Annotated in this window: 15 protein-coding genes and 1 pseudogene; 10 read left to right on the forward strand and 6 right to left on the reverse strand. The window is 60.7% G+C overall.

Annotated features, from left to right (window positions below; translation table 11 throughout):
* Window positions 1-31: 31 nt before the first annotated feature.
* Window positions 32-1111 carry a patatin-like phospholipase family protein gene (locus tag ACA059_RS09095; RefSeq protein ID WP_497633498.1) on the reverse strand — a complete coding sequence of 360 codons (1080 nt, stop codon included), beginning with the start codon at window positions 1109-1111 and terminating at the stop codon, window positions 32-34.
* A gap of 274 nt (window positions 1112-1385) precedes the next feature.
* Between ACA059_RS09095 and ACA059_RS09100 the strand changes: the two genes are divergently transcribed.
* Genes ACA059_RS09100 through ACA059_RS09115 form a run of 4 tightly spaced genes read left to right on the forward strand, consistent with a single transcriptional unit; the run spans window position 1386 to window position 3993 of the window.
* Complete coding sequence (locus ACA059_RS09100) at window positions 1386-1694, forward strand: PepSY domain-containing protein (protein ID WP_497633499.1); 309 nt, start codon at window positions 1386-1388, stop codon at window positions 1692-1694.
* Between the two features lie 29 nt (window positions 1695-1723).
* Window positions 1724-2005 (forward strand): PepSY domain-containing protein, encoded by a 282-nt coding sequence (locus tag ACA059_RS09105; RefSeq protein WP_497634640.1) that lies wholly within the window; start codon window positions 1724-1726, stop codon window positions 2003-2005.
* Window positions 2006-2008: 3 nt separating this feature from the next.
* Window positions 2009-2677 carry a response regulator transcription factor gene (locus ACA059_RS09110; protein WP_497633500.1) on the forward strand — a complete coding sequence of 223 codons (669 nt, stop codon included), beginning with the start codon at window positions 2009-2011 and terminating at the stop codon, window positions 2675-2677.
* Window positions 2674-3993, forward strand: coding sequence for a sensor histidine kinase (locus ACA059_RS09115; RefSeq protein ID WP_497633501.1), 1320 nt, complete (start codon window positions 2674-2676; stop codon window positions 3991-3993). Before ACA059_RS09110 ends, ACA059_RS09115 begins: the two co-directional genes overlap by 4 nt.
* A gap of 173 nt (window positions 3994-4166) precedes the next feature.
* Here the strand turns inward: ACA059_RS09115 and ACA059_RS09120 are convergent, their stop codons facing one another.
* Entirely contained in the window at window positions 4167-4922 is a 756-nt protein-coding gene (locus ACA059_RS09120) for a methyl-accepting chemotaxis protein (protein WP_403145802.1), read from the reverse strand.
* A gap of 102 nt (window positions 4923-5024) precedes the next feature.
* Window positions 5025-6314: pseudogene (locus ACA059_RS09125) on the reverse strand (cache domain-containing protein); the annotation flags it as partial.
* 328 nt (window positions 6315-6642) lie between these two features.
* Between ACA059_RS09125 and ACA059_RS09130 the strand changes: the two are divergent.
* Both ACA059_RS09130 and ctpM read left to right on the forward strand, forming a co-directional pair.
* Window positions 6643-7959: a Na+/H+ antiporter family protein gene (locus ACA059_RS09130; RefSeq protein WP_497634641.1), complete on the forward strand. Its 1317-nt coding sequence runs from the start codon at window positions 6643-6645 to the stop codon at window positions 7957-7959.
* Between the two features lie 252 nt (window positions 7960-8211).
* The gene (gene ctpM, locus ACA059_RS09135) at window positions 8212-9888 is read left to right on the forward strand and encodes a methyl-accepting chemotaxis protein CtpM (protein WP_497634642.1); all 1677 of its coding nucleotides are present in this window, start codon (window positions 8212-8214) and stop codon (window positions 9886-9888) included.
* 154 nt (window positions 9889-10042) lie between these two features.
* Here the strand turns inward: ctpM and ACA059_RS09140 are convergent, their stop codons facing one another.
* A complete protein-coding gene (locus ACA059_RS09140) occupies window positions 10043-10978 on the reverse strand; it encodes a LysR family transcriptional regulator (RefSeq protein ID WP_497633503.1) in 936 nt (311 codons plus the stop codon).
* Between the two features lie 209 nt (window positions 10979-11187).
* Between ACA059_RS09140 and ACA059_RS09145 the strand changes: the two genes are divergently transcribed.
* The 3 genes from ACA059_RS09145 (at window position 11188) to ACA059_RS09155 (ending at window position 12475) form a co-directional block, all read left to right on the forward strand.
* Window positions 11188-11673, forward strand: coding sequence for a DMT family transporter (locus ACA059_RS09145; protein ID WP_497633504.1), 486 nt, complete (start codon window positions 11188-11190; stop codon window positions 11671-11673).
* Window positions 11673-12128, forward strand: a complete 456-nt coding sequence (locus tag ACA059_RS09150; protein WP_497633506.1) for a DMT family transporter — start codon at window positions 11673-11675, stop codon at window positions 12126-12128. The genes ACA059_RS09145 and ACA059_RS09150 overlap by 1 nt, the downstream gene beginning before the upstream one ends.
* 182 nt (window positions 12129-12310) lie before the next feature.
* On the forward strand, window positions 12311-12475 hold the full coding sequence (locus ACA059_RS09155; protein ID WP_497633507.1) for a metallothionein: 165 nt from the start codon (window positions 12311-12313) through the stop codon (window positions 12473-12475).
* 26 nt (window positions 12476-12501) lie between these two features.
* Here ACA059_RS09155 and ACA059_RS09160 read toward each other — a convergent pair whose 3' ends face one another.
* Window positions 12502-12780: a hypothetical protein gene (locus ACA059_RS09160; RefSeq protein WP_497633508.1), complete on the reverse strand. Its 279-nt coding sequence runs from the start codon at window positions 12778-12780 to the stop codon at window positions 12502-12504.
* A gap of 38 nt (window positions 12781-12818) precedes the next feature.
* Window positions 12819-13046 carry a DUF6555 family protein gene (locus ACA059_RS09165; protein ID WP_008152143.1) on the reverse strand — a complete coding sequence of 76 codons (228 nt, stop codon included), beginning with the start codon at window positions 13044-13046 and terminating at the stop codon, window positions 12819-12821.
* Window positions 13047-13191: 145 nt separating this feature from the next.
* Here ACA059_RS09165 and ACA059_RS09170 point away from each other — a divergent pair, with 145 nt between their 5' ends.
* Window positions 13192-13977, forward strand: a complete 786-nt coding sequence (locus tag ACA059_RS09170) for an AraC family transcriptional regulator (RefSeq protein ID WP_497633509.1) — start codon at window positions 13192-13194, stop codon at window positions 13975-13977.
* The last annotated feature ends 125 nt before the right edge of the window (window positions 13978-14102 follow it).

Genomic DNA, 14102 nt, shown 5'->3' on the forward strand with positions numbered 1-14102 from the left:
GTTTGCGTTTGGCGTTGCGGGAAAACACTGACTAAAGGGTCAGCAAGCGCTCCCCGAGGCGACCGCTGGCAGCCAGTTCGAGGAACTCATCACCCATGCGACGGCTTTCATCCATCGTCGTGCGCCAGTATTTCTGCCGGCTCGGGGCATCGCCCATGAAGCGTTTGAAGTCGTTGCGGTCCGGGAGTTTGCCGTAGGGCAGGCGCGCCAGATATTCCTTCGACGGTGCCAGCAACAGGACATCCTGCAAGCGCGCAGGGCAAGCGCGGCGCCACGGCAGGGTCTTGTCGAACCAGCCGGGAATCACCCGGTCGGTGAAATGCGGATAGAGCACGATGTCGTTGCCGCTGTAGGGCAGGTCGAGGTGATAGTCCAGCAGACCGCCATCGCGAAAAGTCCCGGCACCGGCACCCGGCAAGTCACGCACGCCTTCCATCACCATCGGGATCGAGCCTGATGCGAGCAAGGCTTGGCGCAGATTGCCGGCATTCAGCGCAACGAAGCGCGAGGGGAAATCGTTGAGTGCATTGACCGGCGGTGCCAGGCGCGGATCGTGAATGATCAGCCGCTCGAAATGCCGCGACAGCCGGGCGCGACCGCGCAGGTTGTCGGCGATCACCGATGACAGGCCCAGCCCCAGTCGGCCGCGATGATCGTCCGCCAGCAGACCGTGGCTTTTGACCACCATGATGTTCAGGCGGTAATGGGCGTTGTCCAGAATCGAGGCATCGCGGCCGTCGAGCAGCTCATCGAGCATGCGCCGGGAGCTCTGGCTGATCTGCGCCATGGTCACGCCCTTGGCGAAGTTCTGTTCGGTGTAGAGGTGACCGAGGCGGCGGATACCTTCGGCGGCATCCGGCAGGCACGCGCTGGCGAAGCGCCAGGAACCCACCGACGCACCGATCAACGAGCGCTCCCTCGGTGCCGCCGGCAGCCATTCACCGAACAACGCCAGGTCCAGACCTTGAATCCCCAACGCCTTGGGACCACCGGCGGCACCCGGCAGTGTGCCGACATCGGCGGCGCTTAAACCGTTTTCACGGATGCGCGCCAAGGCGCGAGGGCCAGCCTTGAGCGTCAGCGAGGGGAACTTGATGTGGATAGCGGTCATACCGGTCTCGAATGCAGGCAAGCGGGGGATTATAAACAGGTCAGGCAACGCCACCAGCCCACTGTGGGAGCGAGCTTGCTCGCGATTGCGGTGTATCAGTCGGTATTAATGTTGGCTGGCAAACCGCTATCGCGAGCAAGCTCGCTCCCACAGGTTTTGCGCTGCTCTGCGATGTCGTGTTGCCATCCTCAATGATGGCAATTCAGTTTCAATTAAGTTCGCCCCGTTAAGGTGCACTCCGTAGGCAACACATAAAAAAATACGGAGACACCCAATGAAAACCCTGACTGCCCTGTTCACCGCGTCCATCATCGGCATGACCGCCAGCATCGCCCACGCTCGCGACCTCGGTCCCGACGAAGCCCTGAGACTGCGCGACGCTGGTACCATTGAGTCTTTCGAGAAGCTCAACGCTACCGCTCTGACCAAACACCCTGGTGCCACCATCACCGAAACCGAGCTGGAAGAAGAGTACGGCAAGTACATCTATCAGGTGGAATTGCGCGACCCTCAGGGCATTGAGTGGGACCTGGAATTGGACGCTGTCAGCGGGCAGATTCTCAAGGATCATCAGGATACGTAATGAAGGTAAATCTATGCACCAGCAGTCGAATGGCTCTGGCGCTTCTGGCTTTTTGCTCGGTGGTCATGGCCCGCGACCTGGATCAGGACGAAGCCCTGCGTCTGCGTCAAACGGGCGTGATCCTGCCGCTGGAACAGCTGTTGCAGCAAGCGCTGGACCGCTATCCCGGGGCCAAACTGCTGGAAGCCGAGCTTGAAGAGAAACACGACGTCTATGTTTATGAAGTCGAGTTGCTGACCGCCGAAGGTGTGGTCCGCGAACTGGACCTCGACGCCACCACCGGCCAGTTACTGAAAGACAAGGAAGATTGATCGATGCGTTTGCTTCTGGTGGAAGACCATGTGCCGCTGGCCGACGAACTGATGGCCGGCCTCAACCGTCAGGGTTATGCCGTGGACTGGCTGGCCGACGGTCGGGACGCGGTGTATCAGGGCAGCAGCGAGCCTTATGACCTGATCATCCTCGACCTCGGCCTGCCGGGTTTGCCAGGGCTCGACGTGCTGACGCAATGGCGGGCCGGTGGTCTGTCCACGCCCGTGCTGATCCTCACCGCCCGAGATTCCTGGGCCGAACGGATCGAAGGCCTCAAGGCCGGCGCCGACGATTACCTGACCAAGCCCTTCCACCCCGAAGAGCTGCACTTGCGAGTCCAGGCGCTGTTGCGCCGATCCCATGGCCATGCCAACCAGCCGACGCTCAAGGCTGCCGGACTGCACCTGGACGAAGGCCGTCAATGCGTGACCCGTGACGGCGCCGACATCCAGCTCACCGCCGCTGAATTCCGCCTGCTGCGTTATTTCATGCTGCACCCCGAGCAGATTCTTTCCAAAAGCCACCTCGCCGAACACCTCTACGACGGTGAAACCGAGCGCGACTCCAACGTGCTCGAAGTCCACGTCAACCACCTGCGGCGCAAACTCGGGCGCAGCGTCATCGAAACCCGTCGCGGTCAGGGTTACCTGTTCGGCGGGCAAGCCCAGTGAGGTCGATCCAGCGCCGCTTGAGCCTGGGTTTGATCAGCGTGATGGTGATCGTCGGCCTGGTGCTGGCGCAAACCAGCCTGTGGCTGTTCGAAATGGGTTTGCAGCGCTACCTCGAAGCCGGGCTGCGCAACGACAGCGAAAACCTGCTGGTGGCGCTGGTGCGTGGGCCGCAGGGTTTGCAGCTGGATGAGCGGCACCTGTCGCCGGCCTATCAGCGACCGTTTTCCGGGCATTACTTCCGCATCGATTTTGCCGACAGCCATTGGCGTTCCCGTTCACTGTGGGATCAGGAACTGCCGCGCCTCGACCATCCCGGCCTGCACAGCAACCTGGAATTGGGGCCGGAAGGGCAGCAACTGCTGGTGCTGCGTTCAGACTATCGACGGCTCGGCCAATCGATTTCCATCAGCGTGGCCCAGGATTACACGCCGGTGCGCGAGAGTTTCCAGCGCATGCGTCAAGTCGGATTGGGCCTTGGGCTGGCGGGACTGCTGCTGATTCTGCTGCTGCAACGGATCACCGTGCGCCGCGCCTTGCGCCCGCTGGAAAAGGCGCGTGAGCAGATCGCCCAGTTGCAGCAGGGCCAGCGCTCGCAACTCGATGACCAGGTGCCGGTAGAGCTTGAACCGCTGGTGGCGCAGATCAACCATTTGCTGGCGCACACCGAAGACAGCCTCAAGCGGTCGCGCAATGCGCTGGGCAACCTCGGCCACGCGCTGAAAACCCCGATGGCGGTGTTGTTGAGCCTGGCCTCAAGCGAGAAGCTCGATGCTCAGCCGGAACTGCGCAAGGTGATTCAGGCGCAGCTGGAGCAGGTCCAGCAGCGACTGAATCGCGAACTCAATCGCGCCCGGTTATCCGGCGATGCGTTGCCGGGGGCATTGTTTGATTGCGATGCGGAATTGCCTGGGTTATTGGCGACGTTGAACATGATTCATGGTGAGCATCTTGATCTCAGCTACCGTGCACCGGCCGGTTTGCAACTGCCTTGGGATCGCGAGGATTTGCTAGAGCTGCTCGGTAACCTGCTGGACAACGCCTGCAAATGGGCGGACGCCGAGGTTCGGTTGAGCGTGGTCGAGACCGCCGAAGGGTTTGAGTTAAGCGTGGAAGACGATGGGCCGGGGATTCCCGAAAACCAGCGCGATCAGGTGTTCAGCCGGGGTACTCGGCTTGATGAACAGACAGATGGGCATGGGTTGGGATTGGGGATTGTGCGGGACATCGTCGATACGTGGGGCGGGGTGTTGCGGTTGGAGGAGAGTGAGTGGGGCGGGTTGAAGGTGGTGATTGAGTTGCCTAAGCGTTCAGGCTGAAAACCACCCCTCACCCCAGCCCTCTCCCCAGTGGGGAGAGGGGGAAAGGGAGCTGATCTCCATTGGCTTCTAATCCCGAGTTCGACTCTATTTCCTCGGTCGTAGAATATCTAAAAACCAACTCGGTCAGTCCCCTCTACCCCCTGGGGAGAGGGTAGGGTGAGGGGTGGTTCTCAGACGCGGAATTGATCCATCAAACTCTGCTGTTGATTCGCCAGGCTATTGAGCGACTGACTCACCCGCGCCGATTCATTCGCCTGCCCCGACAACGACTCCGTCACATCCCGAATCGTCGCCACGTTGTTGTTGATCTCCTCGGCCACGGCGCTTTGCTCTTCCGCGGCACTGGCGATCTGCAAGTTCATGTCGCTGATCACCGTCACCGCCTCACCAATCTGCCGCAGTGCCGTCACCGCCTGACCCACCTGTTCGACACTGCCCTGAGCCTGACGATGGCTGTTGTTCATCGAGCCGACCACGTCCTGAGTGCCACTCTGCAACTGCTCGATCACCAGGCGGGTTTCTTCGACAGACTCCTGGGTCCGACGTGCCAGGTTGCGCACTTCATCGGCCACTACGGCAAAACCGCGTCCGGCTTCACCGGCACGAGCGGCCTCGATGGCGGCGTTAAGCGCCAGCAGGTTGGTCTGTTCGGCGATGGCCCGAATCACTTCCAGCACTGAACCGATCTTCTCGCTATTGGCCGCCAGGCCTTCGACTTGGACCATCGCCGCGCTCATGTCGGCTGCGAGGTTGTCGATGCTGGCGGTGGTGCGGTCGATCACGGTCAAACCGCGACGGGTGGCCTGATCCGCATCCCGCGCTGCCTGTGCCGCTTGCGCTGCACTGCGAGCAACGTCCTGGGCGGTGGCGCTCATTTCGTGGGAAGCGGTAGCGACCTGATCCACCTGACGGTATTGCTGCTCCATGCCGGCGCTGGTCTGGGTGGCGATGGCGGACGACTGATCCGCCGTGCTGCGCGCGTCCTGCACCGAGCGTTTGACCTCGGCGATGATCGGTTGCAGCTTGTCGAGGAAGCGGTTGAACCAGCCGGCCAATTGGCCGAGTTCGTCCTTTTTGTCGTAGGCCAGGCGGCGGGTCAGATCGCCTTCGCCGCTGGCAATGTCTTCGAGCATGTGCGCCACGCCCAGGATCGGCTTGGTCACGCTGCGGGCCATCAGCCACACCAGTAACAGCCCAATCAGCGCGGCCAGCACACCCAGACCGAGTTCGACCAGGGTGCCGGCGGTGTTGCTTTCATCGAGTTGCTTTTTCAACGCTTCGGCGGGGCCGACCAGGACTTTCTCCGGCACCTCAAGCAACACGCCCCAGGACTTGCCACCGGGAATCGGTTGGAACGGCGACAGCACTTTGAGTTGTTGATTGTTGTGCAGGCTTTCGGTCTTGCTGCTGGCGGCGAGCATGCGGATCAGCTCGGCACCGTTGGTCTTGTCCACGGTGTCCAGGCGCTGGCTGAGCTTGCTGGCGTCCGGGCTGTAACCGGCCAGCAAACCGACCGGGCTGATGATGCTGACGTTGGTCTGGCCGTCATAGAGCTTCTTGCTCGCACCTTGGCTGACGGCTTGCAGGCTATTGAGGTTGATGTCCACCGACAGCGAAGCGATGACCTTGCCGTTGACCGTCAGCGGGAAAACGATGCTGGTCATCAGCACGTTCTGGCCGTCGATCACGTAGAAGTAGGGTTCGATCACGCAGGGCTTGAGGGTCGTGCGCGGGCAGGTGAACCAGGCGTTTGCCGGTTCGCCGCTGGGGCCGGTGCTGGTGTCGGCCATGTCGCTTTCCGGTAGCGCCATCGACGTCACCTTGCCAGGCGTCGGTTGCGACCAGTACAGGGCGAAACGGCCCTTGTCGTTGCTGCCCAACTCGGCCTGGCCGGCGAACAGATCGTCCTTGCCGTCCAGCGCGTTGGCTTCGAACACCAGCGAGAGGCCAAGCAGTTCCGGGTTGGCTTGCAGGGCTGACTTGACCTGACGCGTCAGGTCTTCACGCAGGTCAAAGGCATCGAGAAAGCGTTTCTCGGCCTGGTCGCGCAGGAATAGCACCTGACGCGAAAAGCCGTGGCCATATTGATAGGCATCCATGAACTGCTGGCGAATCCCCAGCGCCTGGTTTTCACCCTGGGATTCGATCCGGGCCTGGGCCGCTTCGGTGAGCATCTCCATGCTGGATGCTTTCACCATCTGGGAGCTGTGCTCCATGCGATACAGCGAAAGACCCACCAGCAGGGTCACGATGCCGGCCAGGCACAGCCCGGCCAGCAGGGTGATTTTCCATTGAATGGAAAGTTGTCTGAGCGACATGGAGACGTCCTTTATTCGATAAATATCTGAGACTCGGCACTATATCGGCCCCCATTCGGCTTTCTTTATCCCGTTGGCCGAATATCGACTCTTACCCTGTAGGAGCTGCCGCAGGCTGCGATCTTTTGATCTTTACGTCCTTGATGGCGCCGGAAGATCAAAAGATCGCAGCCTGCGGCAGCTCCTACGGGGATTTGTGTTGGCTTTGACAAGGTGGCATCGGTCCGGCACAGTGCGCGCCCTCTAATAAAACCCTCTCATTTAATCCGCTGGCGGCTCTTTGCAGACTGCCGGCCGGACTCTTTCCGTTTGCCTTGAGGTAACGATGATTAATGCTGTAATTGCCGCGGTCGGCGTCATGCTGATCCTCAGTCTGTCCCGCGTGCACGTCGTAATCGCGCTGATCGTGGGCGCCCTGGTGGGTGGTTTGACCGGTGGCCTGGGCATCGACGCGACACTCAAAGCCTTCAACAGCGGCCTCGGTGGCGGCGCGACGGTCGCATTGTCCTACGCATTACTTGGCGCTTTCGCAGTGGCCATTGCCAAGTCCGGCCTGGCCCATGCTCTGGCAGACAAAGCCTTACTGATGGTCGACCGCCAGCACGCCAGCGGTGGCCGTCAGGTCAAATGGCTGTTGATCGGTTTGCTGTGGGTGGTGGCCATCGCTTCGCAGAACATTCTGCCGATACATATCGCCTTTATTCCGCTGCTGGTACCGCCGCTTTTATATGTACTGACCAAGCTGCAACTGGATCGCCGGTTGATTGCCTGCGTCATGACCTTCGGCCTGATTACGCCGTACATGTTTTTGCCCGTGGGCTTCGGCAACATCTTCCTGAATGAAATCCTGCTGGCCAACGTCGCCCGTAGCGGGGTGGACATCAGCGGCATCAACGTCACCCATGCCATGGGGATTCCGGCCTTGGGCATGGTCGTCGGGCTCGCGGCAGCGTTTGTCAGCTACCGCAAGAAGCGCGTCTACGATCTGGAAAAGATCGAGCAAGTCGAACAGGTCGCGGTGCAGTACAACCCGTTGAGCCTGATGGTCGCCGGTCTGGCCATTGCGGTGGCGTTCATCATTCAGCTGTTGCTGGACTCGATGATCATCGGTGCGCTGGCAGGCTTTTTGATTTTTTCGGTGTCGGGGATCGTGAAGTGGCGTGAAACCGACGATCTGTTCACCGAAGGCATGAAAATGATGGCGATGATCGGTTTCATCATGATCGCCGCCTCCGGTTTTGCCGAGGTGATGAAAGCCACCGGTCAGGTGCAGACACTGGTCGAAGCCTCGGCCTTGTGGATCGGCCACAGCAAAGGCATTGGCGCGTTGTTGATGTTGCTGGTCGGACTGTTGGTGACCATGGGCATCGGTTCGTCGTTTTCCACAGTGCCGATACTCGCCGCGATTTTTGTGCCGTTGTGCGTACAGTTGGGTTTCAGCCCGATTGCGATCGTGTGCATCGTCGGTACTGCCGGCGCCTTGGGTGACGCCGGTTCGCCAGCCTCGGACTCGACCCTCGGCCCGACCTCGGGCCTGAACATCGACGGCCAGCATCACCACATCTGGGACACCGTGGTCCCGACCTTCCTGCACTACAACCTGCCGCTGCTGGCGTTCGGCTGGGTGGCGGCGATGGTTTTGTAACCACATTTCCCCTGTGGCCGCGAGCCTGTGTGGTGAGGGGATTTAGCGAAACGTCGCACCGCCCCGTTCGGCTGCGAAGCAGTCGTAAAGCTTTTGGGGCCGCTTCGCAGCCCAACGGGGCGGTGCGACGTTTCGCTAAATCCCCTCGCCACACAAGCCGCTCCCACAAGGGCCGCATTCAACTTTTGATCTGGCGTGCCGTTATAGCCTTTAACCACGCCAATAAAATCAAAAGAGTGAACCGTCATGCGCATGAGCCTGAAGGCTAAAGTCCTGTCCCTTGCCGTCCTCCCGGTGTTGCTCTTTGCGCTGGTCATCAGCCTGACCACGTTGTTCATTCTGCAGGAGCAGGCCCGCAAGGAAGTCGAGGAAACTCGCCAGCGCCTGCTCAGCGATGCCAAGGCGACGCTGCAAAGCTACGTCGCCGTGGCCATGACCACGATCAAACCTCTTTACGATGCGGCCGCCCCCGGTGATGACGCGGCGCGGGCCCAGGTGGTCAAGTTGCTGTCGAGCATCACCTACGGCAAGGACGGCTACTTCTTCGGCTACGACTCCAACACCGTGCGGCTGTTCAAGGCCAACAGCCCTGAAGGCGTGGGCCAAAGCTTCAAGGACAACCGCGATCCGAATGGCGTCTACGTCAACCGCGACCTGGTGAAAGTCGCCAAGGACGGCACCCACTACCTGCAATACAGCTCTGCGCTGCCCGGCAACACCCAGGTGCTGGTGCCAAAACTCGGCTACACCGAATACCTGCCGAAGTGGGACATGGCCGTCGGTACTTCGGTGAACCTTGACGGTATCGAAGCGCAAGTCGCGCTGGTTGAGGCCAAGGTTCAGGAGCGCATGGAAGGCGTGGTGCTGAGCATCGTCGGGATTGCCGTGGTGGTGCTGCTGGTCATCGCCGCTGCCGGGATGTTGCTGGCCAACACCATCCTGCGTCCACTGAACCTGATGAAAGCCAACCTCGATGACATCGCGGCGGGCGAGGGTGATCTGACGCGTCGCCTGACCATCACCAGCCAGGACGAACTCGGCGAGCTGGCCGGCTCGTTCAACCGCTTCGTCGACAAGATCCACGGCCTGGTGCGCCAGATCACCGAAATGACCTCGCAACTGACCGGGCTGGTGAATCAGGTCTCCGATCAGGCGCAGCGCTCGGATCAGGCCATGGAGCGTCAGCGTCACGAGACCGATCAGGTCGCCACGGCGATCAACCAAATGTCCGCCGCTGCTCAGGAAGTGGCGAAAAGTGCGCAAAACGCCGCGGTGGCTGCCCAGCAGACCGACGAAGAAGGCCAGGCTGCCAAGCGTGTGGTGGCCGGCAGCATCGTGAAGATTCATGCACTGGTGGACGACATTCGCAGCAGCGGCGTGTCTCTGGACAGTCTGCAAAAAGACGTGTCGTCGATTGTCAGCGTGCTCGGCGTGATCCGTTCGATTGCCGAGCAGACCAACCTGCTGGCACTCAACGCCGCCATTGAAGCCGCCCGTGCCGGTGAAGCCGGTCGTGGTTTTGCCGTGGTGGCCGACGAGGTTCGAGCGCTGGCCAGTCGCACGCAAATCAGCACTCAGGAAATTCAGGGCATGATCGATCGCTTGCAGGCCGGCACCCAATCGGCCGTGGAAGCGATGCGCCGTTCCAGCGAGGCCGGCGACGGGACGTCGGCTCAGGCCAACGAAGCGGGGGCATCGCTGGACACCATGGCCCAGTTGATCGGCACCATCAATTCGATGAACGCGCAGATCGCCAGCGCCGCCGAAGAACAGACCGCCGTGGCCGAAGAGATCAACCGCAGCGTGCATCAGATCGCTGTGGCCGTGGACAACGTCGCCGACGAAACCCAACTCGGCGCCCAGACGTCCCGCAGCCTGGCCGACCTCGGTCAGCGTCTGGGCAAACTGGTGGGGCAGTTCCGTATCTGAGCCGCGACGCATAACTTGTAGCAGCTGGCGTAGCCTGCGTTCGGCTGCGCAGCAGTCGTAAACTCTGTGCGTGCGGTTTACCTGATACACCGCGCTGCCTGATTTCACGACTGCTTCGCAGCCGAACGCAGGCTGCGCCAGCTGCTACAGGGGGTTACGGCCTGTCCCAGTACGGTACCGTTCCAAAACACTCGACAAAGAAATCAATCACCGTCCGAACCTTCACCGACAACCGTCGACTGCCGGGCCACAGAACGGCAATCTGCTGCGGCTCAAGGCTGTTGGACACCTGATACGCCCCGAGCACGGGCACCAGCGTGCCGTTGCGCACCGCTTCACCAATCAGCCACGACGGAAACATCACCAGCCCCAAGCCTTGCTCGGAGGCCTGGGTCAGGGTGTCGGCGTGGTTGCCGGTGATCGGCCCCTTCACCGACCAGGGCGTCCAGTCCTGCTGATCCTTGCGGAAAAACCAGCGTTGCTGGCCGGTCACGCCCTTGTAGGCCAGGCACTGATGCGCGGCCAGTTCTTCGGGATGTTGCGGCGTGCCGTGACGTTCCAAATAGGCCGGGCTCGCGGCGACTTGAAAACGATGGGGCGCCAGAATCCGCGCCTGCATGCTCGAATCGTGCAGCGGGCCGATGCGAAACAGCAGGTCGGCGCCTTCCTGTAGCGGGTCGACGTAGCTGTCGGTCTGCTGGATATCCAGTTGCAGTTTCGGGTAGCGCTCGCAGAGCTGCCCCAGCCACGGTGTCAGATGTCGCTGACCGAACACCACTGGCGCATTGATCCGCACCAGTCCGCTCGGTTCGCTTTGCTGTTCCTGCAGGGCCTGTTCGGCCTCTTCGAGTTGCACCAGTACCAGCCGCGCGTGATGACCGAGCATGCGCCCGGCTTCGGTGGGCGAGACGGCGCGGGTGTGGCGATACAGCAATTGCTGGCTCAGGGCTTGTTCCATCAATTGGATCTGCCGCGAAATCGAAGAGGGTGCCAGGCCTTCGCGGCGAGCGACTTCGGAAAAACTGCCGTGATCCAGCACCGCTACAAACAGCCGAAGTGCCTTGAATCCCAGTTCGTTTAGGCCATGCATGAGGAATCCTGCTGTGCGAGTTACGCAAAAGTGTTGTCCGGATGCTCCCATTTATCGCAAAGGATCGCCAGCCGATAATTGTGGGAGCGGGCTTGCTCGCGAAAGCGGTCTTCCAGTCAATATTTGTATCGACTGACACACTGCATTCGCGAGCAAGCCCGCTCCCACATGGGTCCGTGTTTTATCTGATGACTGGCAGGTGCTTCTCTATGCAATCTTCTTCAATCGACATCGCTGAAACGCCAGCGACCAAACCGGGGCTGCGACTGTTGCTGCTGCCACTGGTGATTCTGGCCGGCATGGGCCTGTCCGTGGAAGCCGGTTTGCTCGGGCCGCTCGGGGTTCAGGTCGGGCACTTGTGGGCGACCTTGAGCATCTTCGGTGTCGGCTCGGCGATTCTGTTTTTACTGTTGCTGTTCAGCGGTACGCAACAGGGACCGGCCTTGAATGAGCTGCCGCGCTGGCAGTTGATCGGCGGGTTTTTGGGGCCGATGTACGTGATCGTGCTGACCTTGGCCACGCCGCACACCGGCATTGCCATGACGATGATCGCGATCCTGTCCGGGCAGGTCGGCAAAAGCGTGTTGATCGACCACTTCGGCTGGTTCGGCGCTACCCGCAAAAAGGTCAACGGTGAACGTTGGCTGGCCTTGTTGCTGATTGTCGCGGCACTTGTTCTGATCGCTCGGGGTTGATGATGAATCTGATTATTTTGTTGGCGGTGGTCGTGGCCGCCGGTGCGGTGTTGAGTGTCCAGGCGGCGATCAATGGGCGATTGGGCGAAACGGTTGGCGTGTTGCGCAGCAGTTTGTTGACCTTCGTGGTCGGTGCCGTGACCACCGGGCTGCTGATCCTGTTTTTCGAGCCGGCCCATGCCGTGAGTTTGCTGGACGTGCCGAAATGGCAGCTCAGCGGTGCGCTGTTCGGAGTGGTGTACATGATGGTGATGGTTGGCGCGGTGCCGCGGGTCGGCACGGCGGTGGCGACGGTGGCGGTGATCGTCGGGCAACTGGGGATGGGGATGCTGATCGATAACTTCGGCTGGCTGGGCAACCCGGCGATCGAGTTGTCCAGCAGCCGGATGCTGGCGATGGTGTGTCTGGGGCTGGCGTTGGTGTTCATGTATCGCAGCAGCACCCGGCAGGCATAACGCTCACCCCCCGTGTAGGAGCTGCCGCAGGTTCGGGCCGCGTTCGGACGATCTTTTGATCTTGATCTTTGGAAGAGTCGGCATCGCCAAAGATCAAAAGATCGCAGCCTGCGGCAGCTCCTACACTGGTATTACGGTGCGCATTCGTCGCACCGGACGACCACAACAATGGAGTCAGACTCATGATCGACAGTGAAAGTATCTGCGACTGCCCCAAATGCAAATGCAAGCTGGGCGAACATCCGATCGCGCGCCACGGCAAGCACTATTGCTGTGAAGCCTGCGCCAAGCACCACGAACATGGCGAAGAATGTGCCGGCAAGGGCTGCAAGTGCGCCAAAGGCTGACATCCGCCACGCACGGAATGTGGGGCCTATTCGGGCTCCACTTCCAGTTTCAGGCTTTGATCTTCCAGCCGCTCGGTATGGCGGATGATGCCATTGAGGCGTCGTCCATCCACCCTCACCAACACCGTTTTTGCCTGTTCCAGATCTTGCGGTATGGGTGACTGGATGCGTAGCGCGAAGCGGGTCGGGTCATGCTCGACTTGTTCAAGGCCGACCTGACATTCGGCACTTTTGGTGATTCGACCAAACAGCGTATCGAGGCCGTAGTCCAAGTGTGCCGTGCTGGTAAGTTGCGTCGTTGTCATGCGCCGATCCCTCCAAAGGACCAAAGCTGAGCCATCCGTTAATTCGCCGGCCGCCACTTGACGTTTTCTACACCGAACTTCTCCGCCATCGGCTTGCTGGTTTTTTGCACCTTCTCTCGACCGAAGCGAGGGATTCGTCCGACCCCCGCGTCGCAACTTGCCCAATGCCAAGCCTCCGCGTTATCCATCTTGTCCAGGCGGATGATGAAAGACTTGGGCGCGCCATGAAGGGTGTATTCAATGACGAAAAGTTTTGCGTTGTTCATAAAGCCCATATTCCTCCCTGTGGTAATACAAAGATCGTTGGGGATACGGAAAATTCAGTCGAATTGTCAGATGGAGGCCGCCAGTGGCGACAAGGCCGGTGGCTCGTTACCATGCAATCTCTGAAACCCCCAATGATTGCTGCCCATGGCCCTTGCCGCCCCCCCAGACCTGAGTGACACCGATGTGCCCGTGCAACCGCTGGCGCGCACCTATCCGCGCGGCTTGTACATCGAGCCGCATGAGCATGTCTGGGGGCAGTTGCTGTATGCAATGAGCGGGGTGATGTGGGTCGAGACGCCCCATGAAGCGCTGGTGGTGCCGCCGCAACGAGCGGTGTGGCTGCCGCCGGGTGTGCCCCACGGGATTCGCGTGGTTTCGGATTTACAGATGCGCAACATCTACTTGCGGCCCTCATTGGCGGCGACGCTGGACGACACGGTTCAGGTGATCGAAGTCGGCGGACTGCTGCGTGAGCTGATCGTCGGGTTGGTGGAGCAGGGCGACGATGGCGCGCCCGAGTATTACGAAGCGCTGGTCGGCCTGGCGCTGCTGGAGCTTAGGCGAGCCAGGCGCTCGCTGCTGAAAATCCCGTTGCCGGATAATTCCGACCGGCGCCTGATGAACCTGTGCCAGGCGGTCATGGCCGCGCCATCGCTGGACATTGCCTTCGAACAACACGCCGAAAACGCCGGTGCCAGCGTGCGCACCCTGGCGCGGTTGTTCAAGGACGGTTTGGGCATGGGCTTCGCCGAGTGGCGGCGCCAGGTGCAATTGGCGACGGCGGTGGCAGAATTGATCCAGGGCGTGCCGGTCAGTGCGATTGCCCGGGAGCTGGGTTATTCACCGAGCAGTTTCAGCGACATGTTCCGTCGGGAACTGGGTGTCGCGCCTTCGCAATTTTCGGCGAGCCAGCGTCAGCCCCAGCCATAACGAAAACCTGTAGGAGCTGCCGCAGGCTGCGATCTTTTGATCTTGTTTTTAAAGGGCAACATCAAAAGATCGCAGCCTGCGGCAGCTCCTACACGTTTGCCTTGGATCCGGCATTAGCGCTTTGG

Source organism: Pseudomonas sp. LBUM1647 (genome assembly GCF_059716175.1).

Bases quoted from the DNA above. Each gene is read 5' to 3' on its own strand.
- ACA059_RS09120 (WP_403145802.1), bottom strand. From the start codon at position 4,922: ATGGAGCAGCAATACCGTCAGGTGGATCAGGTCGCTACCGCTTCCCAC.
- ACA059_RS09155 (WP_497633507.1), top strand. From the start codon at position 12,311: ATGATCGACAGTGAAAGTATCTGCGACTGCCCCAAATGCAAATGCAAG.
- ACA059_RS09145 (WP_497633504.1), top strand. From the start codon at position 11,188: ATGCAATCTTCTTCAATCGACATCGCTGAAACGCCAGCGACCAAACCG.
- ACA059_RS09170 (WP_497633509.1), top strand. From the start codon at position 13,192: ATGGCCCTTGCCGCCCCCCCAGACCTGAGTGACACCGATGTGCCCGTG.
- ACA059_RS09150 (WP_497633506.1), top strand. From the start codon at position 11,673: ATGATGAATCTGATTATTTTGTTGGCGGTGGTCGTGGCCGCCGGTGCG.
- ACA059_RS09140 (WP_497633503.1), bottom strand. From the start codon at position 10,978: ATGCATGGCCTAAACGAACTGGGATTCAAGGCACTTCGGCTGTTTGTA.
- ACA059_RS09105 (WP_497634640.1), top strand. From the start codon at position 1,724: ATGGCTCTGGCGCTTCTGGCTTTTTGCTCGGTGGTCATGGCCCGCGAC.
- ctpM (WP_497634642.1), top strand. From the start codon at position 8,212: ATGAGCCTGAAGGCTAAAGTCCTGTCCCTTGCCGTCCTCCCGGTGTTG.
- ACA059_RS09095 (WP_497633498.1), bottom strand. From the start codon at position 1,111: ATGACCGCTATCCACATCAAGTTCCCCTCGCTGACGCTCAAGGCTGGC.
- ACA059_RS09110 (WP_497633500.1), top strand. From the start codon at position 2,009: ATGCGTTTGCTTCTGGTGGAAGACCATGTGCCGCTGGCCGACGAACTG.
- ACA059_RS09100 (WP_497633499.1), top strand. From the start codon at position 1,386: ATGAAAACCCTGACTGCCCTGTTCACCGCGTCCATCATCGGCATGACC.
- ACA059_RS09160 (WP_497633508.1), bottom strand. From the start codon at position 12,780: ATGACAACGACGCAACTTACCAGCACGGCACACTTGGACTACGGCCTC.
- ACA059_RS09165 (WP_008152143.1), bottom strand. From the start codon at position 13,046: ATGAACAACGCAAAACTTTTCGTCATTGAATACACCCTTCATGGCGCG.